At 38.7% G+C, this 21,737-nt stretch carries 28 protein-coding genes and 1 other annotated feature; of the genes, 17 read left to right on the top strand and 11 right to left on the bottom strand.

What is annotated here, in order from left to right; genetic code table 11:
* The first annotated feature begins 166 nt into the window (after positions 1 to 166).
* From AC5WOC_RS05350 to AC5WOC_RS05330, 5 genes are all read left to right on the top strand, one after another.
* Positions 167 to 784 (top strand): YIP1 family protein, encoded by a 618-nt coding sequence (locus AC5WOC_RS05350; protein ID WP_496054367.1) that lies wholly within the window; start codon positions 167 to 169, stop codon positions 782 to 784.
* 14 nt (positions 785 to 798) lie between these two features.
* Positions 799 to 1,458 (top strand): SOS response-associated peptidase, encoded by a 660-nt coding sequence (locus AC5WOC_RS05345; protein WP_496054366.1) that lies wholly within the window; start codon positions 799 to 801, stop codon positions 1,456 to 1,458.
* A gap of 165 nt (positions 1,459 to 1,623) precedes the next feature.
* Positions 1,624 to 1,812 (top strand): hypothetical protein, encoded by a 189-nt coding sequence (locus tag AC5WOC_RS05340; protein WP_496054365.1) that lies wholly within the window; start codon positions 1,624 to 1,626, stop codon positions 1,810 to 1,812.
* A 131-nt stretch (positions 1,813 to 1,943) separates the two neighbouring features.
* Positions 1,944 to 2,174 carry a hypothetical protein gene (locus AC5WOC_RS05335; RefSeq protein WP_496054364.1) on the top strand — a complete coding sequence of 77 codons (231 nt, stop codon included), beginning with the start codon at positions 1,944 to 1,946 and terminating at the stop codon, positions 2,172 to 2,174.
* A gap of 157 nt (positions 2,175 to 2,331) precedes the next feature.
* Positions 2,332 to 3,111, top strand: a complete 780-nt coding sequence (locus tag AC5WOC_RS05330) for a slipin family protein (RefSeq protein WP_496054363.1) — start codon at positions 2,332 to 2,334, stop codon at positions 3,109 to 3,111.
* A 54-nt stretch (positions 3,112 to 3,165) separates the two neighbouring features.
* Here AC5WOC_RS05330 and AC5WOC_RS05325 read toward each other — a convergent pair whose 3' ends face one another.
* Positions 3,166 to 4,107, bottom strand: coding sequence for an EamA family transporter (locus tag AC5WOC_RS05325; protein ID WP_496054362.1), 942 nt, complete (start codon positions 4,105 to 4,107; stop codon positions 3,166 to 3,168).
* Between the two features lie 194 nt (positions 4,108 to 4,301).
* Positions 4,302 to 5,375, bottom strand: coding sequence for a DNA alkylation repair protein (locus AC5WOC_RS05320; RefSeq protein WP_496054361.1), 1,074 nt, complete (start codon positions 5,373 to 5,375; stop codon positions 4,302 to 4,304).
* Positions 5,376 to 5,541: 166 nt separating this feature from the next.
* Here AC5WOC_RS05320 and AC5WOC_RS05315 point away from each other — a divergent pair, with 166 nt between their 5' ends.
* Complete coding sequence (locus tag AC5WOC_RS05315; RefSeq protein ID WP_496054360.1) at positions 5,542 to 5,907, top strand: hypothetical protein; 366 nt, start codon at positions 5,542 to 5,544, stop codon at positions 5,905 to 5,907.
* 102 nt (positions 5,908 to 6,009) lie between these two features.
* Here the strand turns inward: AC5WOC_RS05315 and nagZ are convergent, their stop codons facing one another.
* From nagZ to AC5WOC_RS05295, 4 genes are all read right to left on the bottom strand, one after another.
* Positions 6,010 to 7,254 carry a beta-N-acetylhexosaminidase gene (nagZ, locus tag AC5WOC_RS05310; RefSeq protein WP_496054359.1) on the bottom strand — a complete coding sequence of 415 codons (1,245 nt, stop codon included), beginning with the start codon at positions 7,252 to 7,254 and terminating at the stop codon, positions 6,010 to 6,012.
* 505 nt (positions 7,255 to 7,759) lie between these two features.
* Entirely contained in the window at positions 7,760 to 8,170 is a 411-nt protein-coding gene (locus tag AC5WOC_RS05305; RefSeq protein WP_496054358.1) for a hypothetical protein, read from the bottom strand.
* Between the two features lie 130 nt (positions 8,171 to 8,300).
* Entirely contained in the window at positions 8,301 to 8,732 is a 432-nt protein-coding gene (locus AC5WOC_RS05300) for a hypothetical protein (RefSeq protein ID WP_496054357.1), read from the bottom strand.
* Between the two features lie 406 nt (positions 8,733 to 9,138).
* Positions 9,139 to 9,543, bottom strand: a complete 405-nt coding sequence (locus AC5WOC_RS05295) for a hypothetical protein (RefSeq protein WP_496054356.1) — start codon at positions 9,541 to 9,543, stop codon at positions 9,139 to 9,141.
* A gap of 529 nt (positions 9,544 to 10,072) precedes the next feature.
* On the opposite strand from AC5WOC_RS05295, the gene AC5WOC_RS05290 reads away from it, so the two are divergent.
* The 3 genes from AC5WOC_RS05290 (at position 10,073) to AC5WOC_RS05280 (ending at position 12,360) form a co-directional block, all read left to right on the top strand.
* Entirely contained in the window at positions 10,073 to 10,711 is a 639-nt protein-coding gene (locus tag AC5WOC_RS05290) for a helix-turn-helix domain-containing protein (RefSeq protein WP_496054355.1), read from the top strand.
* 84 nt (positions 10,712 to 10,795) lie between these two features.
* On the top strand, positions 10,796 to 11,224 hold the full coding sequence (locus AC5WOC_RS05285) for a VOC family protein (RefSeq protein WP_496054354.1): 429 nt from the start codon (positions 10,796 to 10,798) through the stop codon (positions 11,222 to 11,224).
* Positions 11,225 to 11,367: 143 nt separating this feature from the next.
* Complete coding sequence (locus AC5WOC_RS05280) at positions 11,368 to 12,360, top strand: nucleoside hydrolase (RefSeq protein WP_496054353.1); 993 nt, start codon at positions 11,368 to 11,370, stop codon at positions 12,358 to 12,360.
* A 110-nt stretch (positions 12,361 to 12,470) separates the two neighbouring features.
* Here the strand turns inward: AC5WOC_RS05280 and AC5WOC_RS05275 are convergent, their stop codons facing one another.
* Positions 12,471 to 13,397 (bottom strand): DMT family transporter, encoded by a 927-nt coding sequence (locus tag AC5WOC_RS05275; protein ID WP_496054352.1) that lies wholly within the window; start codon positions 13,395 to 13,397, stop codon positions 12,471 to 12,473.
* Positions 13,398 to 13,517: 120 nt separating this feature from the next.
* Between AC5WOC_RS05275 and AC5WOC_RS05270 the strand changes: the two genes are divergently transcribed.
* Together AC5WOC_RS05270 and AC5WOC_RS05265 are read left to right on the top strand one after the other, a co-directional pair.
* Positions 13,518 to 14,372: a LysR family transcriptional regulator gene (locus AC5WOC_RS05270; protein ID WP_496054351.1), complete on the top strand. Its 855-nt coding sequence runs from the start codon at positions 13,518 to 13,520 to the stop codon at positions 14,370 to 14,372.
* 91 nt (positions 14,373 to 14,463) lie between these two features.
* A complete protein-coding gene (locus AC5WOC_RS05265) occupies positions 14,464 to 14,727 on the top strand; it encodes a hypothetical protein (protein ID WP_496054350.1) in 264 nt (87 codons plus the stop codon).
* Between the two features lie 69 nt (positions 14,728 to 14,796).
* On the opposite strand, the gene AC5WOC_RS05260 is transcribed toward AC5WOC_RS05265, so the two are convergent.
* The 4 genes from AC5WOC_RS05260 to AC5WOC_RS05245 all read right to left on the bottom strand — a co-directional run bounded on the left by AC5WOC_RS05260 (position 14,797) and on the right by AC5WOC_RS05245 (position 17,636).
* Positions 14,797 to 15,069: a hypothetical protein gene (locus tag AC5WOC_RS05260; protein WP_496054349.1), complete on the bottom strand. Its 273-nt coding sequence runs from the start codon at positions 15,067 to 15,069 to the stop codon at positions 14,797 to 14,799.
* Positions 15,070 to 15,081: 12 nt separating this feature from the next.
* The gene (locus AC5WOC_RS05255) at positions 15,082 to 16,476 is read right to left on the bottom strand and encodes a radical SAM protein (RefSeq protein ID WP_496054348.1); all 1,395 of its coding nucleotides are present in this window, start codon (positions 16,474 to 16,476) and stop codon (positions 15,082 to 15,084) included.
* Positions 16,445 to 17,230 carry a prolipoprotein diacylglyceryl transferase gene (locus AC5WOC_RS05250; RefSeq protein ID WP_496054347.1) on the bottom strand — a complete coding sequence of 262 codons (786 nt, stop codon included), beginning with the start codon at positions 17,228 to 17,230 and terminating at the stop codon, positions 16,445 to 16,447. Before AC5WOC_RS05250 ends, AC5WOC_RS05255 begins: the two co-directional genes overlap by 32 nt.
* Positions 17,231 to 17,399: 169 nt before the next feature.
* The gene (locus AC5WOC_RS05245) at positions 17,400 to 17,636 is read right to left on the bottom strand and encodes a hypothetical protein (protein ID WP_496054346.1); all 237 of its coding nucleotides are present in this window, start codon (positions 17,634 to 17,636) and stop codon (positions 17,400 to 17,402) included.
* Between the two features lie 109 nt (positions 17,637 to 17,745).
* Here AC5WOC_RS05245 and AC5WOC_RS05240 point away from each other — a divergent pair, with 109 nt between their 5' ends.
* From AC5WOC_RS05240 to obgE, 6 genes are all read left to right on the top strand, one after another.
* On the top strand, positions 17,746 to 18,093 hold the full coding sequence (locus AC5WOC_RS05240; protein ID WP_496054345.1) for a hypothetical protein: 348 nt from the start codon (positions 17,746 to 17,748) through the stop codon (positions 18,091 to 18,093).
* Positions 18,094 to 18,292: 199 nt separating this feature from the next.
* Positions 18,293 to 18,368: a sequence feature (ribosomal protein L21 leader region), on the top strand.
* 12 nt (positions 18,369 to 18,380) lie between these two features.
* On the top strand, positions 18,381 to 18,692 hold the full coding sequence (gene rplU / locus AC5WOC_RS05235; protein ID WP_496054344.1) for a 50S ribosomal protein L21: 312 nt from the start codon (positions 18,381 to 18,383) through the stop codon (positions 18,690 to 18,692).
* A 1-nt stretch (position 18,693) separates the two neighbouring features.
* Positions 18,694 to 19,023: a ribosomal-processing cysteine protease Prp gene (locus AC5WOC_RS05230; protein WP_496054343.1), complete on the top strand. Its 330-nt coding sequence runs from the start codon at positions 18,694 to 18,696 to the stop codon at positions 19,021 to 19,023.
* A gap of 17 nt (positions 19,024 to 19,040) precedes the next feature.
* Entirely contained in the window at positions 19,041 to 19,349 is a 309-nt protein-coding gene (rpmA, locus tag AC5WOC_RS05225) for a 50S ribosomal protein L27 (RefSeq protein ID WP_496054342.1), read from the top strand.
* 85 nt (positions 19,350 to 19,434) lie between these two features.
* Positions 19,435 to 20,139: a Spo0B domain-containing protein gene (locus AC5WOC_RS05220; RefSeq protein WP_496054341.1), complete on the top strand. Its 705-nt coding sequence runs from the start codon at positions 19,435 to 19,437 to the stop codon at positions 20,137 to 20,139.
* 4 nt (positions 20,140 to 20,143) lie between these two features.
* Positions 20,144 to 21,448, top strand: coding sequence for a GTPase ObgE (obgE, locus tag AC5WOC_RS05215; RefSeq protein ID WP_496054340.1), 1,305 nt, complete (start codon positions 20,144 to 20,146; stop codon positions 21,446 to 21,448).
* Positions 21,449 to 21,737 lie beyond the last annotated feature (289 nt).

Below are 21,737 nucleotides of genomic sequence, written 5' to 3'. Positions count from 1 at the left end.
TGTTATGTATTTCAATAATGTATTTGGTATTTGATATTTTAACATGCATTTTACAAACATAACTTCATTTTTTACTTAAGTTATAAAAAACTTAGAAAGTAATATCCATTTTATGATGGTATGATTTAATATAATTCTTATAATTACGAAGAAAAGAGGATGTTGTTTGCGAATACCTATTAGTCTATTAATTTTATACCATCCATCTCAAGCGGCGGAGAAAATAAAAGAAAGTCCTGCCTATCGAAAACCATTGCTTGTGTATTGCTTTATTTCGCTGCTCATCGGAGCAGTATTCGGCTTTATTTCACCATATTTCGATTCTACGTTAGCAGAACCTGGAGCTTCAATTCGTTTTACCTCCATTCAAGGAGCCGTTATTTCTGGTATTTTTGGTATCATACTAGCTGTTCCGTTTATTTTGCTAGAGGTAGTTATATTGTATTTGGTGTTAACATGCATGAAAGTACCTTCGTCTTTTTCTTTGCTATTGACGACGATGTTTTATATGTCGATCATATTTGACCCTCTAGTATTTTGCCTTCAATTTTGTTTACAACCGACATTAGACGTCCCCATGATTACAGGGTTAGCATATTGGATTCCTTCCTCTGGTTGGATGGCAGCATTTTTAGACCAAATCGACTTAATCAATATATGGCAGTGCCTCTTAGTATTTTTTGCTATACGAAAACTAGTGAATCTTTCTACACGAGAGGCTGTTCTAGTGACATGTATTTTCGCTCTATGTATGATCTTTGTTGGTATGGTACTCTATGAATGAGGATGGTGAGTAACATGTGTGGGAGATTCACTTTACTATCTGAGGAAAAACTAATAGAGGAACGCTTCCAATTGGAATTGAGTCTTTCATTAGACAAACAATACAATATCGCACCAAGCCAGCAAATTTTGACGATCACTGAGAATAATGGTGTTAGACAAGCCAATTGGTTTCGATGGGGATTGATTCCGTTTTGGTCAAAAGATAAAAAAATTGGCAATAAATTGATCAACGCAAGAGCGGAAACATTGGATGAGAAGCCTAGTTTTAAGTCTCTAATCAAACGAAAGCGCTGCTTGATTGTTGCAGATGGCTTTTTTGAGTGGAAAAAAGATGGGGACCAAAAAATACCTCATTATATTCATCAGAAGGATCATACTCCGTTTGCTTTCGCGGGACTGTGGGATACATGGAAAGATGGAGACGATAACATTCATTCTTGTACCATTATAACAACAGAGCCAAATGAGTTGATGAAGCAGCTGCATCATCGCATGCCTGTTATTTTTGATCAAGAAAGAGAAAATGTTTGGCTTGATTCGCAGATAACAGACGCTTCCTACTTGAAATCCATACTTATTCCCTATGTAGATGGAAATTTGCAAGCTTATCCAGTGTCCTACTCCGTAAATAACCCAAGGAATAATACAGAACAAAATATTGTATCCTTATAAGGCCTCGAAGAGGCTTTTTTTATTTGATTTCCTGTAATTGTCTGTTTCCATTTTATTTATCGCTGGGTATAATCAGGAAAATACATGTTTAATATAAATATTTTTATGTAAATATGATAGTTTTCTTCCATCCACATTCACCAGCAAAGAGGTGTTTTTCGAGTGATGATTGAACGATTATATGATCTGTGTTTTGGTGAAATATTCGAAGTTGATACTTTTCAAATCACGAGAATTTTACTTGGGGAAACATTAGGCTGGGCGGTTTATGAACGTGGGAAGTTGGTAGCTATTTATCGTGATGTACGGAAATTGGAGGATTATTTGACGGTGCATGATTTAGGGTGCTATTGATAGCTTTTTAGATATACATAATTAATAAGCAGAGAAAGAGAAAATTGATTGGTTTGATATAAATTTATGTGTAATGGTTATATAATAATGATTACTAGAGAATCTTTTCTTTTTACACTGAGGAGACCGAAGTGGGAATTCCTAAAAAGAAGCTTTGCTGCCATCCGAAAGGAAAGACAGCTTGGGCTAGAAAGAAAGAAGAAATGAAGCTTCTAGCAGCCTATGGACCCAGAATCTATCCCTATAATAAACCTAATCTGATCAAAAAGATTCTCAAAGATTCAGGCTATCGAGGTGAGGTGCTTGTAATGTTGCGTGAGCGACTAGAGTCGCTTCCCGAATGCCATGGATGCAGTGAGTAACTCCCAGTGATAAGCACCTCATTTATTGTCTTTACAGTAATAAATGGGGTGTCCAACTTTTAATAGAAGTAATTTTAAAATTGGCAATTTACTGTGTTACAATAAAATTATTATTAAGAAATGAAAAAGATTCGCTCATACAAAAGGAGTTGCTGTGATGGCATTGATTTTGTTTTTGATCGTCCTTTTTTGTATATTTCTTTTTACTTCGTTTCGAGTTATTCAACAGTTTGAAGAAGGGGTTGTGATTCGCCTAGGAAGGTATGCACGTTCCTTAAAACCAGGAGTGCGTTTTGTTTTGCCTTTATTAGAATCGATTCGAAAAGTGGATATGCGGATTCGTGTAGAGAATGTAGAAAACCAAGATATTATTACAAAAGATAGTGTACCTGTAACCATCAATGCTGTTGTTTATTATCAAGTCGTCCATGCCCAAAAGGCATTGCACGGAGTCGAAAATTATAAAAAAGCAACTTCTACTGTTGCCCAAACTGTTTTGCGTTCCAATTTAGGAGCGCATACGATGCAAGAAATGCTGACAGAACAGCGCAAACTCGATGACTTATTGCGCAAAACATTGGATGAAGCAACTGAGCCTTGGGGAATTAAAGTAACTGGGGTGGAAATTCGTTCGATGGATTTACCAGAGGGATTGCGGCGTGCGATGGCAAAAGAGGCGGAAGCAGAACGAGAGAGAGTAGCAAAGGTCATCGTAGCGAAAGGGGAGTATGAAGCAGCAGAAAAACTCGCTGATGCTGCGAAAGTGATCAGCCGACATCCAGTAGCAATGCAACTGCGAACGCTGCAAACGATGACGGAGATTGCGGCGGAGAAGAGCAGTACGATTTTATTTCCATATGAGATAGCAAATCTAGCAAGTTTGTTTCAATCATCGGATAAACCTTATGTTCCTTTCAAAGCTGACCAGGAAGATTAACTTAGAAAAAGCATATAATTTGCAGATAAAAACTCTTTGGAAAACAAAGAGTTTTTAGTCTTCTTCACTTTTGAACATAACCAAAAATCCAAAAATAGTGGTGACAATAACTCCAACTAGTGTCCAGTAAGAAATCGCTATCCTTGGGTCGGACAATTGAAACAGGAATGTAAAACATGGTCCTAATGAACTAATTATTAATGCGATAAATGGACTGGTAAATTTCATGCTGATTGTCATTAAATACATGGGTAGGATGGTGCCCAGAAATGTGATAACGATAAGCCAAATCAAATCTGTGAACAAAATGGACTGATAATAGCTTTTATACCAAACAATAAACCCGGAGATGAGAATAATAAAATAGAATCGATGAGCTAAAATTTTGGAAGTGTTCCAACCTTGATCAGTTAATTTCTTTAGATAGTACGTGACAACGACATTTCCTATACCGGAAAGAAAGGTGAATAGTAATCCATAAAACAAAATCGATGTGGACCCGACAATAACTCCAGTTTGTCCACTCATCGTGGCCCAAGCTAAGAAAAAGCTTCCTGTAAGTACACCTGTAGCTGCTACGAATTGAAGCGGAGACATTCGGTTCATAGGTTTTAGCCATTTGTTGATAAATAGAGCAATTACTGGACCGATTCCCCATTCAATGGATCCTACCACTGCTGGCTCGATATATTTTAGGGCGACATAATATGCAATAAATGTCAGTGCAGTGATGATATTCATGATGAGAATGTCTATCCAGCCTTTTTTCGATTTCTCACTTTGTATAGGGACACTTGATTTTTTTACTGCGAATAGTTCCATAAAAAGAAAAAATAGAAAAGTGATAATAAAACTAACAAATACAAAAAAGTATGGATCAAAATGCTGTACAAACATCCCATAATAAACTTGGCTGCTAGAAACGAAAAGAATTCCGCACAATAATAGTATGGTGCCAATGATTTGCTTAGGAATTCGACTAAGTATTGATTTCATAATGAACAATCCTTCTTATCAAGATTAATTACTTCAATTGTTATAAATTTCGCATAATTAATTAATTTATACTTTCATTTTATATGCATTTTTACAATGATTCAATTGACAGGATTGTGTATCTTGTTGATTTTTTTGTAGAAAAATTTAACAAAACAAAAAAGCCTCCTTTCAGTGGAGGCTTTACAATTTTTTTACAGAAGTTCAAAATCAAATGATGTTTTTGCTATACCATTAACAACTAACGTGAGTGTATGCCTTCCTTTGTAATGTTTTCTTGTGGTGAGATCGCGGAATGACTGTGATCGAGTATACATTTTGGTTTTCCCTGCTAGTATCGTTGTTTCACCGATTTTAAACACTTTTTTGGTTCGATTTCCATTGGCTTTTACATAATCAATTGCATAATCTACACGGACTTTCGTGTCGCCTTGTGCATGGATTGAAAAAGAAAAGGTGAGATTTTCGCCGATTTTTATTGAATGGATGTCACAGCTCAAATCAATGATTTCCAAGGAATCGGCATTTGGATATCCAAAAAGACTCAGGGCTCGTTTGTCACCTTTTTTTAGTAATGTACGACAAGCATGCTTGATGATCCAATCCGTGTGCTTGTTTATGCCATACCATTCTTCTGCTAGTTTCATCAGCAATTCCGGATGAGTTTTGGAGATATCGTTTAAGTTGTTCGCCACACTTTTTCGGACATACAGCGATTCATCTGCCTTTAACTGTTCCAATATAGGAATAATAGGCATAGGGTTTTGTTTTAAAGAAGGGATGGATTGTGCCCATGGCAAGCGGGGTCTGCATCCTTCACTCGCAAGTCTGCGAACGTGTTCGTTTTCATTTGTGGACCATTTCATCATCTGGTGAAGCATTTTTTCTTGATTTATTAGTAAGAAAGGACGAACAGCAAACTCAGAAGTAGAGTAGATGGTGAAAGTTTCTAGTGCTGCGATGGATTTATCCCAATGGTTTAGTCCGTACTGCTCCACATAATCAGGAAAAATCATGGCGCTTAATCCTGTAAAATCAGGTGCAATCTCATTTAAGATCACAAGAGCCTGGTCATAATCTTTTGGTAATGTTTCATAAAGGGAGGCAGTAATCCGATGCATTCGTTCTTTTAGTGCCAGTGTCTCCCAATCGGGCTGGAAGATGAGATGTTGAAAGCTTTCCTTTTGGAAAGATGGGTATATGTTTTGTATAGCTGATGAAAGTTTATCTGCAAAACTTTGATTATAAATGTTTTTTAATTGCTTCATTTTACACGCTGCCTTATTTTTATTTTTTATTATAGTCGATCAGTGAGAATCTAGGTATTTTCTCATAAAAAAGAAAAGGGTATCCCCATCGGAATCGAAAGTTTGCTAAAATCGAAAATAGAAGCACTTCTGAAAAAGAAGTGAAGACAATACCATTGGAGGAAAAATGAGCACCAATCGGGTAAAGAAACCCAAATTCACACCACCGAAAAACTTACTCCATCTTCGAATGATCTTCCATGATTATTTGGAGGATGGTACATATGCGATTCGATTCGCATATGAAGAGCAGGCAAGTGGATTCTCGTATTTTGGAGCTGGTGAGCGGACAGGTCGTGATAGAGGATACTATCGCCAGAAGGTAGTAGTAAGTTTGCATCTGCTCCATGATAAGTCGCAGACTCGTACAACTTACCGGTTTAAGGATACGGCGTGGGAGGTAACTTTCGAGCACTTCGACAAGAATAAGAAGCTTATAGGAGCAGCGAAGAAAGAATGGATTCGGGAACTTCCTCCTGAACTCGAAGGGTGAAATTTCTTTTAATGGCAGGGTGCAGTCACAGTAGAGAAGTTTGTGACTGCACAACAAAAAATAGACGAAGTGCGAGGCAGCACTCCGTCCAAACCAATGGTACTAATGATTTGCTAGTTCTTCTTTGATGGCTTGATTTAGCTGAGTTAAATCCGGTGATTGGATTTGCTCATCTGTTAATTTGTATTTTTCTTTTAACATCAAAATCCGTAAAACACTTTCGTCGATCCGTTTTTCAGTTAATGTACCTTCGTTGATACTGTTTTTAAGCGATTGGATGACAGTTGTGATATTGGAATATCCATGTGCAACAAGTAAAATATCACTCCCAGCTTGCAATGCTTGTACCGCAGCTTTTCCGATTCCATAGTGTTTGGAAATTGCCCCCATGGTTAGATCGTCTGTGAAGACAACCCCTTGATAACCGATTTTGTTCCGCAATTGATCAGTAATGATAGTAGAAGATAGAGAAGCAGGATATTTCTCATCAATTTTTGGAAATAAAATATGGGCGATCATCACTGCATCTGTCCCATCCTTGATCGCATCGACAAATGGCTTCCATTCGAACGATTGCAATTGACTCAAATTTTTATGTACGACTGGAAGGGCTAAATGAGAATCAACCGATGTATCACCATGTCCAGGGAAGTGTTTGACCACTGATATGGTACTTGTGGATTGAATGCCTTTCATCACTTGCCTTCCCATTGTTGATACTGTTTCAGCATCTGTCCCATACGAGCGGTTTCCAATAACAGGATTATTGGGGTTGCTGTTAATGTCCAGCACTGGAGCATAGTCTACATTCATCCCCATCGTTTTTGATGCGTTTCCTAGAAATTGTCCTATCTTATTGGCATAGGTTGTATCTCCTGTATTGCCGATACTGCGTGCAGTAGGAATTTTTGGGATGCTTGGCAGTCTGCTCACTTTTCCCCCTTCTTCATCAATGGAAGTAAAAAGTGCCGAAGGGTTTGCTTTGTTCCATGTTTTTAACTTGTTAACATAAGAAACCAAATTTTCAGGGGTAGTGACGTTGTTTTTATAAAAAATAACTCCACCAACATGCTGATTTTTTATCATGTTTTTGGTCTTCTCTGTTGGTGCGGTGCCTTCTAAACCAGCAATAATCAATGATCCTAGCTTTTCATCTAACGTCATTTTACTCAATGTCTCTTGGGCGCGGTTTTGGATATCGATATTTTTATTCGTTGGTGTATTGGTGTCACTGGATGAATTGGTATTTTGTTTTTGTCCATTTCCTGTGTTGGAGCATCCTGTGACTGCGATGCAAAGCAGCAGACTAAAAATCAATACTATTCTATGTATACGGATATGCGTCACTCCTATCAAATCGTTATTCATTTATTATATAGAATATACTAATGCTGGAATTGTATGAATCTGTGAAAATCAAATAGGAGAGAATGATAAAGTAATTTGTTACAATATGATGAACAATCAGGTCAGGTATGGTACGATTGAGGTATGTCATAAGATATAGGTTTATCTAAAATTCATCGAATATTTTGTATTGGAAAAGATATAGGAGTTGTTTGATCGTTGTTGAAGTATTTGAAGATATTTAAAATATTGCTAGTCGTTCAGTCTGTATTTTTGCTTTTTTATTTATCATGGAAATATTATTTTCATATGCCAGAGATTCAATTGTTAAATATATTGACAGACATATGTATCGTTTCGAACATATTATGCGGTTATCTCGTTAATAAGTTTCAATATAGAACGGAAAAATCTTCAAACAGCTCTTCCTAAGTGTGATCCCCTTGTTTCGCATGAAAACAATGGGATCATAGCTAAAGACCAATTTTTTAAGGTTCTAAAGCCATTAAGAAAGAGTCTCTTTGAGATCACACAAGAGGTCTGCGTCCAATTTTTTGAGGAGTTTGGTCAATTGCCGCATATCATGCTGGTAATCAGGGTTCGTTTTATAGTTATTCTTCAGCTCTTCACTACGGATCGTGAACAAGATGAGAAGGGAGTAGTGAACAACCGCTTTTCCTAGGGCGTTAAACTCACGGAACAGATCGTTGTAATACTGCCTGATGTTGGCAAATTCTTTATTTGCTTCCACATAAGTTTTTGTACCAAGGGATCGCAGCCATTTCTCCAGATCTCTGCGGGGAACAGCATGGATTTTTTGCAGTTCATCATCCAGCTGCTTACGGAGTTCACTCTCTTTCTTGATGAGGAAAGATGTCAGGTCCTTTGTCAGGTTTTTTGGAAAATCGTAACTCATGGAAACTCCCAAGTGTAGTGGTTGATTCCTTTCCAGTATAGCCTATTATTGTTCCTTAAAAAATAAATGCAGTTCAGCATAATTTTGACCCCTTTGCCTAATAGACAAAGGGGTTGTTAAGGTTTGAGCCTTAACGGAACATTTTCTTGAGATCATTCAAACAACTAGTATCTGACCGCCTGAGGAGTTCCGTCATCATCCGCATATCTGTCTGGAGTGCAGAATCAGTTTTTAGAGCTTCTCTATTCTCCAAATGAACGATGATATAACCGAAAAGAAGTGAATACTTTTCTAGTGCAGTCATAAACGGTTCGTTTGACTGGTACAAATCCTTGATCTTTTTAAGAAGATCATCAAACTGTTTATTGGCTTTCACGAGATCATTTTTATCTTCAAAAACAAAACGATCCACCCAATTCAGCCAACGATCAATTGCTGTGCGATGATTCCCGCTTATCTTCTTCCGCTCAGTATCGAGACTTTTTCGAAGTTCTGTTTCTTTGGTTGTAATATACTTCTTCAAGTCATCAAAGAGAGTATTGGTGAGCGCAGAAATATTCATGATTTCTCCTAAGTGGACAGCATCTGCAACTTTTATTATAAGGAAATTTAGGAGGGATAGATAGTATTTAAAGAAGATTCAATCGTAAAAAATTCGATAAAATTTCCAAAAACTTTGCATCGAGTGCATCCTCTTCTCGTGAATTCAAATGATCAATCATCAAGCGGAAAAGAAAGTAATATTCGGAAAAGGCATTAGAAATTGGATTATCTTGGCGCAAGTCGTTGATTTGAACAATGAGTTCATCAATACTTTCTATTTAGTTCAACAAGCGTATGCTCAGATTTGTTAACGATAAGTAGATAATTATGGATTTTAATTATACTACGATGTTTTCTTTCATTCGTATTTAAAATGTTGCTCCCCTTGCTCTTGTGAACAAGGGGAGGTGTAAAAGCATATCGCCTTAACGATAGATCTTCTTGATATCTCTCAGAAACTCTGTATCCTTTTGCGTAAGCTTCTTCGAATCATTCTTGTAATTATGCCTGTTTGTCAGATGATCGATAACCAGTCCGTAAAATTCCCTATACTTATTGATCGCAGTTGTAAGTGGGCTGCTACGAGGCGGATCGCCAATGACTCGAACAAGAGCTTCATAGTACTTGATTCTATCCTTGAGATTGTTTTTTCCACGAAACTCAAATGTATTCAGGGAATTCATCCACTTGTTGACAGCCTCACGCTTTTCTGCATTTACCTTATCACTGGCAATCTCAGTTTGGAGGTCAGCTCGGAATTCGGCTTCTTTCATTGCGAGGAATGTTGTCAGTGGATCCGGCAGATCCTGAATGAGCTTGGCAAAACTCATGATCACTCCTATTAGTACAGGGATGCTTAGCTCTTATATTATAGACCAAGAAAGAAGGAAAATGAATGACATTAATCTATGGATTTATTTAATAATGAAATTATCTTGCGAGTGAGAAAATCCACGGTTTGAATCGTGGGATGTTAGCGAGTATCACTACAATGGGAACACAAGTTTCGCCAATTCACTAAAGTGGCAAGTCTCACTTTGTAGACGAGGGAGGTTTCTACCTCTCGCGAATTTGACAAATTTTTCAAAAAACACTTTACAAACATACATTCTGTTGTTAAACTATCGACAGTTGCTCTTTGAAAAGTGGATAGTATATAGGGTTGTGCAAATCAATCGTTTTGCATGTAAAATGCTATGCGTACCGAAAAATGGCTAGACTGAAATGCGAAAACCAAGCAGTAAGTCTTTGCTATGACGTAGCAACAAAAACTCTGTTCAACCGTGAGGCTCACGGAGTTAGCTTGGTAATGAAGTAGTCAGAAGGCTACCGTCCCAAGAATCCCATGGCTTCAGCCATGTGGAGTGTCAAATTTCTTCTTTACGAATGCATCGAGCAAAGGAACTATTACTTCATACCAATTATCCGATCCGTGATATAAGTTTAGAGGTAGGGCAACAAAGTTTAGGCACATTTACTACACAGTTTACAAAACGAATTGGCCTGACCCCATCTGCATTTCGCAAATCGTCTCTCTCTGCACAAGATTCTTTTCAATCATTAAAAGAAATACAAACATGGTCTATGTATCGACTCAATAAACTAGGACTGAATAAAGTGGAGGGGTATATTCACTCCGAAGAGGAAATAAACGGATTTGTTTTGATTGGATTATTTGCCAAACCGGTTCCGGAAGGAGTGCCGTTGTATGGCACAGTAATACCTTCAACTGGAAGATTTTGTTTTGAGAATGTCAAAGCAGGTGTATACTACTTAATGGCAACATCGGTATCATGGGGAATGGACGTAAAGGATTTTTTGTTGCCGCAACGTACACTGCGGTGTCGTTCCAAAGGTCCGATTATGGTGATGGAAGGTCTGCCAATTCCTTTGCAGAAAATTCATCTTCGTCCACCTTCAATCGATGATCCACCGATTTTGGTTTCCATTCCGATGTTGATGAAAATTTTTCTAAATGGATATTACCGCAATCGATAAGAAATTTTCATCTTAAATAACTGTTAAGATAAAACTATCAACAGGAAAGCGAGAGCTTCCATAAAAGAAAAAGGGGTAGATAAAATGATATTAGGACTTCATCCATACATTGTTACCGAGGGACGCGGCAAAGAGGCAGTAGATTTTTATGAAAAAGCAATGGATGCGCAAGTGCTCCAAGTACAAACATTTGCAGATATGCCAGAGAATCCAGAATTTCCAGTACCGCCGGAAGCAAAAGGACTTGTAATTAATGCACATTTGAAAGTAGGTAATACCGATTTAATGATTTCTGATACATTTCCAGGCCAGCCATTACCACTCGGAGATCAAGTTACTATTGCATTGATAACCAATAATGTAGAGAATTCAAAAGAAGTGTTTGCTAACTTGAAGGAAGATGGAGAAGTACTGATGGAGCTGCAAGAAACGTTTTGGAGTCCATTATACGGACAAGTCAAAGATAAATTTGGTGTGACTTGGCAAATTAGCACTTTTGTAGAAAATAAATAAGTAAGAAAAACAGGCATGATTAGTCGGTTACCATTCAACTAATGATGCTTGTTTTATTTATCGTTTTAAAATCGATATTGACTAATTATTCTTAAAATGATTTGTTTAACAGGAGACATAATAGATTCCAGGAAAGGAATACCATGACTGCTACAAAAAATACGATTGTTGTCGTGGATAATGTTGATATCGACAACTTGCTTGCAGCACTGGCTGCATGCCATCCTGCTCTAGCCATGAATGTAAAGGCAGTGATTGTTACTGGACGACCTGCACACCCGAATCATTCAGCCCCAATCCATGCATACTCAAAAGAGTACTCCAAACAAGTTCGAAAACGAAATGCATGCCGGATGAAGGGAACACTCATTCGCCACGGATATGAATCTGTTCCTGTCTATGAAGGTCTGATTGCTCCTCGTACGCTTGTTCCTCACCGTGTTCATATTGATGAACGGTTGCTGGATCCTTACTATGATGAAGAGTTTGTGAAGGCAGACGGCTCCTTCGTTGACGCTTTGAAATTGCTTCGTTCTCTCAAAGGAACGATCGATTTTATCGTAGGAGGTCCTCTTACAGAGATCGCAGCGATAAAGGACGATCCATATCTGCGCGGGAAATTGGGAACGATTACGTGTCAGTTGGGAATGTTTGGATTCAGCGATGTACAGGTAATGGGCGGTGGTCGCAAGCAATTTAATGCAGCATGTGATCCACAGGCTGTTTCCCAGGTCCTTACAAACTATCCGGGAAAGGTGATCATGGTCCCAACAGATGTAACAAAGGAACGTCGAGTAGGCTTTTCCCATCCGCTTGATCTTAGGGACATAGGAATTTCTGAAGAACTCCTTGTACAGTATATTACTTTCTGGTCGCGTGCTCTCAAACCGCGTGGAGAAGGAGTTTATCCTCATGATGTTCACCCTGTTTTTGCGATGGCACAAGCAAGGAAAACCATCTCTCGGCCTATGCATACATTTGTAGATGTAACAGTTACTGGAGTAGGAAAAGATGGGGAAATCGATTTAACCATTGGCAATGTCATAGATAAGCACCCTGCACGCCTCGTCGCAAGGTCTGTAAATTCAAGCAGTTTTCTGGACATGCTGCAGAAGTATAGTCATGGTAATTCGTAATAGGAATCTTCCCTTATTTCATTAAGGGAAATAAACAGAGGCTGGATGCTCTTTAGTAAAGGGTATCCAGCCTCTGAATGTATTTTGTAGATAATAGCTCTATTAAAAAATTATTTAGCATAAGTAACCGTTTGTTTGGCGTTGACTTTTGGAAATTTCTCTTTGCTGGATTTTGAAGAAGCAGGGATCCAATTGACCAAAAAGATTCCCATCCCAATGAAGATTGCTCCAAAACCTACATACCAGTGTAGTGTTTCTTGTAAAATCAACCAGCCTCCAAGTGTGCCAAACAAAGGCACAAGGAAAAGAAAGGAGCTCACTTTTGCTGGATCATTATTTTCGACTAAATAAAACCAAGTAGCGAATTGGACAATGGAACTCATGATAATCAAATAGAGTAAAATAAATACAATCATTGTTGGTGATACAGCATGTATGTCAAATTTAGCTGTTTCTAAGAATAGGCTTGCGATGAATAGAAAAACTCCGCCAAACCCCATCTGATATGTGACAAGAACCCATGTATTGATCGCTTTTCCCCAATGTTTGGTCAGCAAAGTGGCGATTGCCCAGCAAACTCCTGCTATTATCGCTATTACAGCACCAGATTCCATTTGGAATTGAAATCCTTGTGTGAAGATAACGCCGATAAATCCCAAAAATACTCCAAACCATTGAACCAAACGATAGCGAATTCGAAGAATGAAAAACTGAATCACTACTAGCCAAATCGGATTGGTTGAAGACAAGATGGAGGCATTTCCTGATGTGATTGTTCGCATACTGTAATAAATGAGCCCAAGTACCAAAGTACTTTGGAATAAACCAATGATAGCGATTTTCCCCCAAGCAATTTTTGATTTTGGATGAGGTAATTTCCATATAAATGGCAATAACAGGACAAAAGCCCCCAGAAATCGGATTGCTAGCAGCAAATACGGAGAAGCAAACTGTAAACTCAATTTTCCAATTGGGAAATTTAGTCCGGCGACCAGCGTACTCAGCAAAATAATAGTAATAAACCAACTTCGTTTCATTGTATTCCCTCATTCCATTTCTTTATGGTATGATTTTATAATTGAATTAGCATCATGTAAAATGATTATAAATGATCATTATCATCATAAATAATGATAATAAGAAACGGAGAGAGGCATTTGGACAGCAAAGATCTGCGTATTTTTCATGCGGTAGCAACACTGGGAAGTATAACAAAAGCTGCTGAATCATTAGGATATGTCCAATCAAATGTGACAGCACGGATCAGACACTTGGAGCATGAATTGAATACGCCTTTATTTTATCGCAGCAGAAAAGGGATGATTTTGACGCAAGCAGGCAGAAATTTACTTGATTATGCTGAGAAAATTATTCACCTTTTAGAAGAAGCATTAAAATCGGTGCAGTATACCGAAACACCCTCTGGACCGCTTTCGATAGGGTCATTGGAGACGACAGCGGCTGTTCATATGCCAACATTGTTAAAAGCATACTTAAGTAAATACCCTCAAGTAAAAGTTTCCCTGACAACAGGACATACCAGTGATTTACTGCAAAAAGTAATTGATTACGAACTGGATGGAGCGTTTATCAATGGAAAATCCAATCATCCTGATATCAAACAGTTTTTGGTGTTTGAAGAGGAACTGGTTTTGATATCTGAAAAATCGGAGGGAAGGCTAACTGATTTGATCCAAAAACCGATGTTATTTTTGGGAACAGGCTGTTCGATGCGGTCTCGATTGGAACAGTGGTTAAAAGAAGAAGGAGTTGAAGCAACCAATATCATGGAATTTGGTACATTGGAAGCGATTCTAGGAGGGACTTCTGCTGGACTAGGGGTTTCATTATTGCCAAAATCGGCGGCACAGCGGATGGCGGATCAAGGTTTGATTTGTATGCATGTCATGCCGAAAAAATATCGGACATCGCAAATTTATTTTGCATATCGCAAAGATTTGTTTCAAACGCGCGCATTTGAAAGCTTTTTGGAACATATTGTACAAGATTGATTTTTTTGTTGATTCATTCCCTTTGTTTCATAACCTCTTGTCATGTTATATTTTAAATTGTAAACAGAACAATGCCTATCTAGGGAGTGACATGTCTGCTTTTAAGAACAAGGTGAAGCAGGAACTTGAAGCTGTGATCAAAGCAGCTCTTCAGCAGGCGATGAATAAAGCAGGTGAACATGCAGACTCGATTCTTGAAGCTCATGACATCAAGACTCCGGCTGACTTTGCAGCTAAAAAGGATAAGATTGTCGCGAGCTTTTCTAAGAGTCTGATGGAGCATGTGGAATATGAAGCTGATACTCCTGGAATTCGGAAGAGGCTCCGTGAAGCTGTGGCGAGGATTCTCCAATAGGTAATAGAGATATCTAAAAATCAGGTTGTCCTCTAGTAGGGCAACCTGATCTGCGTTTGATAAAGGATCTTATGAATTTGGTACAAAACAAGTGAAAAAAGTGAGCAAAATAATTACGGCAGATGATAATATAATACCTTGCACCCGTTCTTTTACTTTTAGATTGATAATGACATAGATAAACACAAGAAATAGATTAACAACAGAGGATATCCCCAGACTGATGAAGATAGACTCTTTTTGTGCTCCAAAAACAAAATATAAGATGATCGCAATAGCCACATAGGAAATGATAGGGATAAAAAACCACTTCTTAAATTCTTTTTTGCGATATTCGGACATTTTCTCCCTCCTCTAGAGTTGTTGCAACGCTTTGAGTTTTTCTTCTTTTTCATCGCGATAAAACAAATTAAACGTATCAAAAGGGATAATACGGCCGTCAGGATGAGCAATGTGTACACAAGATTTTTTTACTGAACGAACATCCAGATCATATGCATCCATAAACTGCATGATAATCACTCGAAACACATTGTCATAGGCAATTTCTTCTGGTGCACTCACTAATGGCAGGCAGCAGAGCAATTGTTTTAGTGATAATGCAGAGGTATGTGGTGAGTGATTGGTTGAGAATAATTCAAAAATGCGGGTTTTTAATTCTTCATCCCGTTCAAATACGATCGTATTTCTTCCGCCTTGTAATAAGATGTCTGGATCGATCAATCTGGTGAGTGGGATTGGTCCGTCTTCTGTTTTTAGGGCATAACCCATCGCTAAACAATCAGGATGACAAGGAACTGGTAACATATCTTCGTTTTGGAATATTTCAGACTGGTCAATAATCATTTGTCGAACTTCGCTCAATGTCAGGCGGTCGGTTGCTGGATCATAGTCTTTGAGCCTTCCAGCTGCTTGTATCGGTTGAAAGGTAACCCCACGAACAGCTTTCTGTTTTAGCCCATATTGAATGATTTTACCAATCTCGCTATCATTTAGACCTTTCTTTAAAGTGACAACCAATGTTGTTGATAAGTTAAATTCATTGAGATGATCAATTGCTTTTTTGCGTATATCCCGTAAATCGACACCACGCAGTTCCTTTAATGCTTTTGCTTCAAAGCTGTCAAATTGCAAGTAAATTTCAAAACCCGGCAGATAAGTAGCAAGCCGTTCTACAAATTTGCGATCAGAGGCTATTTTTAGTCCATTTGTATTCACCATGATGTGTTTGATCGGACGTGATTTCACCATATCTAGAATTTCAAAAAAATGAGGATGTGTAGTTGGTTCGCCTCCACTTATCTGTACGATATCAGGTTCGCCTTCATTGGCAACGATAGCATCAAGCATCTTTTCGATTTGTTCCATGGAACGCCACGTTTGTCGCTTGGGAGAAGATTCTGCATAGCAGATCGGGCATTCTAAGTTACATTGATCTGTCACTTCCAATAATGTCAGACAACTGTGTTGTTCATGATCAGGACAAAGCCCGCAGTCATAGGGACATCCATACTTAATAGGGGTATTCCAACGCCTAGGCATTTCTGAAGGTTTGATAAATTCGCGACAGCGTTTGTAGTATTCGATATCTGTAGAGATAAGTACTTTTTCTGGTCCATGTTCCATACATCGTTTCAGTAAATATACATTTTCATCTTGAAATATCACTTTTGCTTCGACTTTTTGCAGGCATGTACTGCATATGCTGTTGGTTAATTCATAAAACAGATAAGGTCGGTTTTTCGGCATTTGTGAGCTCCTTCTGTGGGATTGGTTTTCGCCATTGCCAAAGTTTGTAACCATAATAAATGAGACCCATGATACAGGCAATTTGAATATTATTCATCCCCAAATATGGATGAGGTGTTGGTTTAATAAAATCGACGGCTAATCTCCAAAATAGATAACCAGTCATAAACAATTGAAACAAAGCACCATTTGGCAGCAGTTTTCTTTTTTTTAAGTAAAGAAAGATAAGAGACAATGTGAGCAGATAAGCAATTTCATAGAGTTGGGTTGGATGGCGGAGGACACCATCTCCAAAATCAATGCCGGTCCACCAAGTAGTAGGTATTCCATACGTATGATCAGATAATCCAGTCAAAAAACATCCGATGCGTCCGATAGACATCCCAATAAGTAAGGAGAAAACCATATCATCACCGGTAGACTGTGTGATGCCAACTCTTTTTTTCGTCCATTCTACTCCGATAAGTCCTCCCAAAAGTCCGCCAACGATCGTTTTCCCTTCCATTAGATAGTGAAATTGATACCATTGATGCACGAATTTATCAGGGTCTTCAAACCAACAGAGTACTTTAGATCCGATGACAGCACCAGCTGCTGCACCTACGACAACCCACATGGCTTGCAGCATGGTAAGCTGTTCTTTCTTACGTGTATATACATAAATGCGAAACCCAATAAAATAAGCCAATGATTCAAATAGTAAATGTGGAGGGATGGAGAGTGGACCAATTGGAATTATTACAGGAAAATGCATTTGGAAACTCCTTTGATATTTGTGATTCTAAAAAATTATATCATGATGGGTAATGAGATTCTATTCGGACTCAAATCGATGGGGATTTTCGCAAAATAGAGGTACTTGATTAATGGGTGCAAGTTGCGAGATTGCAACCTGCACTCTCTTTATCTACAAAAGATTTTCACTATTGTTTCGTAGCTTTGTTAATAAATTTGATATCAGCGACAATACATTCTTCACCTGGTCCCGCAAAGCCAGCTCGGATCAGTCCGCTATGGATTGGACTGGAAATGTAGACAGTTAGTTTGTATTCTCCACTGCTCTTACTGGCGAGATATTTAATCATTGTCTTCTCTTTATCTCTTTTAACTTCAATCATTTGGTCTCGGAAATCTTTTGGATAAAGTGTAATCGTACGCATGAAAAATCCATTTCTGATTGCCCGATCATCACTTTTATTATAAGGAATAGTGATAGCTGGAGAATAGTGATAAAATAAAAAAGTACCATAATCGATTGAAGGAGAGAGAATGGATTACAAGCTTCAAGGAAAATCATCCAAAAATCCATTGAAGATTTACCATCTTAGTGAATCTCTACAGCTCGAAGTAAGAGGAAATCACAAATATATAGTTACAACAGAAAAATGTATTTACTCCAAAAAATTTTACCAAGATATGTGTAATAAATGTGTTCATTTTCCACATGGAATCCTCTACTTGAATCGAGGAAAAGGGCTGGAACAAGTGCATAAAACTGCTGGATTTGCCTTGTCCAAGTGGAAGGATGGCAGAGTTATTCTGCTGACAAACCAAAATAAACAGCAAACATGCCTTATTAAATGGTATGTTTACGGAAGTCTGCTGGGAACCATGTAGGAAAACGGAACAGGCTAGGGACAAAATATCTCTAGCCTGTATGACATTCGAAGAGCATGTATTATAGTGAATAGATCAATAGTATTTTGAATTTCCATCTAACGATTGGAAGGGGGTTAGAGACTCAAAGTTTCTAGCCCGCTAATAATATAATAATAAAACGATAATCATTGACTAGAATTGTCCATTCGTGGTATCATGTTGTCTGTTACCGCACAAAGAAGGGCTTAAAATGGAGAAAATCCTCCCTCCCTTTGGCGAGTCTTCATGATAGAGGAGGTTAAAAGATGTACGCATTGATCGAAACAGGCGGCAAACAATACCGTGTGGAAAAAGATAGTGTGCTCTTTATTGAAAAATTGGATGCAGCTGAAGGAGATACTGTTACCTTTGAAAAGGTACTGCTCGTTTCTAACGATGGAGGAGTACAAGTCGGGGATCCTTTAGTAGCAAATGCAAAAGTGACCGGTACAGTGTTGAAACAAGGACGGTCCAAAAAGATTACCGTCTTTAAATATAAGCCGAAAAAGAACTACAAGAAAAAACAAGGTCATCGTCAACCATTCACTCGTGTAGTCATCGATTCTATCGAAGCTTAAGATGATTCGCATTCGAGTAAAACGAAATCAAGCTGAACTTGTAGAGCAAATTCAGGTTACCGGGCACGCTAACTTTGCAGAACATGGGATGGATATTGTTTGTGCTGCTGTTTCAGCCGTCACCATTGGCTTAGTGAATGCAATGGAACAGCTCACTGGTGTGGTTGTTCACCAGCCAGATGATGGCGAGGGCAAAGTAGACTGCCGGATACCAGAAGACTTGCCTTCAGAAGTTCGTACAAAGCTTGAACTCCTGATGGAAGCGATGGATTTATCGCTAAAGGGTATTGCAGATGCATACCCAGATTATGTGCAATACAAACGAAAATAGGAAAGAGGTGTGAATCGATGCTACAACTTAATCTACAGTTGTTTGCTTCTAAAAAAGGGGTAGGTTCTACAAAGAACGGACGTGACAGTAGATCCAAACGCCTTGGTGTGAAACGTGGAGATGGTCAATTTGTGCTTGCAGGTAATATCTTAGTCCGCCAACGTGGAACGAAGATTTATCCTGGAACTAATGTTGGTCGTGGTGGAGATGACACATTGTTTGCAAAAGCGGATGGTATTGTTCGTTTTGAACGTTTTGGTAAAGACCGCAAACGTGTATGCATCTATCCAGTTGTCACCGAAGAAGTAGCAGCAACACAAGCGTAAACACACATTTTATGAAAGAGTGGCACTCTGGTCTTGATAGTGTCACTCTTTTTTTTATCTCAACCGTGTAAAGGAGCGATCTATTTTGCCGCGTTCTTTGTTTTATTTGATACCGCCCATTTTGGCATTGGTTGTATGGGCCTTGACTACTGGGGAATACATATGGTTTCTCACGATTGGTATCATCTTTGTACTTAGTATATTTTTTTATATTCGAGCAAACCAAAAAGAACAACGACAACAAGAAGCGGCAGAAACCAAACGATTGCTCGGTAAAGTCAGGCATGATTTGATGAATCATGTTCAAGTATTGATGGGTTATCAAATGATGAAACGCGAAGAGAAGATAACAGAATATTTGCAGGGATTAGCAGATCAAGCTACAAAAGAGAGAGAACTGGCAGAGTTACAAGATGTAGAATTGGCGGTATTTCTCCTGTTGTTGTCTTATCGATATCCACAATGGGAATGGGAAGTACAAAAATTACCTACCTACATCGAACCAATAGCAAAGACGAATGAACCAATAGCTCAGTGGTTAGCAGCCTGTATTGATGTATTAGCCAAGATAGGGGACGAAAAATATAATTGGCAAAAGGTAATTTTGCAACTTTCTGGAGATGATCAGACGAATTTCTTTTCGTTCCAAGTATATGATAGCGAAAATAATATCATCCATCTTCATGTTCCAGAGGGAGAATGGACAAACTTAAAAGATCAATTTAAACAATTACAGATGGAGATTGTAAATGAGCAGCGTTTAACATTACGTTCCGGCATAAGTAGGTGAGAATGTGTTTGTTGATAAAGTAAAGATTTTTGTCAAAGGCGGCGATGGAGGCAATGGAATGGTTGCTTTTCGCCGCGAAAAATATGTTGCAGAAGGCGGTCCTTGGGGTGGTGATGGCGGCCGTGGAGGCAATGTAATATTTGAAGTAGATGAAGGTTTACGGACATTGATCGATTTTCGTTACAAAAAACATTTTAAAGCTGATCGTGGAGAACATGGTCGTAAAAAAAACCAGCATGGCGCTAGTGCAGAAGATATGATTATCAAAGTCCCGCCAGGTACCACTGTTCGTGATGCAGAAACAGGAGCATTACTTGCGGACTTAACAAAACATAACCAACGAGAAATTATTGCCAAAGGCGGCCGAGGCGGCCGAGGAAATGTCCGGTTTGCAACCTCTGTTAACCCAGCGCCGCAAATTGCTGAAAATGGAGAACCAGGCACAGAACATTGGGTAGAGTTAGAATTAAAGCTGTTAGCAGATGTTGGTTTAGTAGGGTATCCCAGTGTAGGCAAATCAACTTTCTTATCGACTGTATCTGCGGCAAAGCCTAAAATTGGAGCATACCATTTTACCACAATCGTGCCAAATTTAGGGGTAGTCCGTGTCGATGATGGACGCAGTTTTGTTATGGCAGATTTACCTGGTTTGATTGAAGGGGCACACCAAGGAATAGGACTTGGTCACCAGTTTCTTCGTCATGTGGAGCGAACCAAAGTAATTGTACATGTGATTGATATGGCAGGTTCTGAAGGCCGTGATCCATATCAAGATTATTTACAGATCAATGAAGAGATCCGGTTATATAAACAAAACTTAGAAAATCGTCCGCAAATTATTGTTGCCAATAAAATGGATTTACCAGAGGCAACTGAACAACTGGAGCTTTTTCAAGAGCAAATCGGCGAAGATGTACCTGTTTATCCGATTTCTGCTGTAAGTCATGAAGGGATAAAAAACGTATTATTTGCAGTGGCAAATGTTTTGGATAAAGTAGAAGCAGCAGAAGAAGAAGAGCAAACGGAATCGATGGAAACTGAAACGGTAGTTTATAAGAGTGAAGCAGAGGAACCAGCGTTTACCATACGCAGAGAAAATGAAATTTATGTTGTAGAAGGACACCGCATCGAAAAATTGATTAAAATGACCAATTTTCGCTTTCAAGATAGTCTGATGCGATTTGCTAATACGATTAAACAAATGGGTGTCGAAGATGCACTGCGCAAACGAGGTGCCAAAGAAGGAGATACTGTTCGTATCGGTGAGATGGAATTTGAGTTATCCGATAGCTTGGATATGGAAGATTAGATTGAAATCGGGCGGCTGGACAATCCCATCTGGAGGATGGATGTCCAGCCGTTTTTCTGATCAGGTGAAGTCGGCTTGGAGCTGATCGACTTGTGTTTTATGGATGCGTCCCCGTGCCTTGTCCGCATAGTATGCAGTCTCTTCCTCAGGGCTGACCCTGTGGAAGGCGATATCCGGAGGGATTACCGTAGGAGGGGTCTTTCCATTTACAGCTTCAGTGATTCTGTCCCATTCCTGACTCATGTGGTGCTCCTTTGATCAGAGGTATCTTCATGATAGCGGAAAATAA

This window comes from Shimazuella sp. NTD247 (assembly GCF_059510415.1).
Note: the sequence above shows the minus strand (reverse complement) of the source record. Positions and strands in the feature narration are given on the sequence as shown.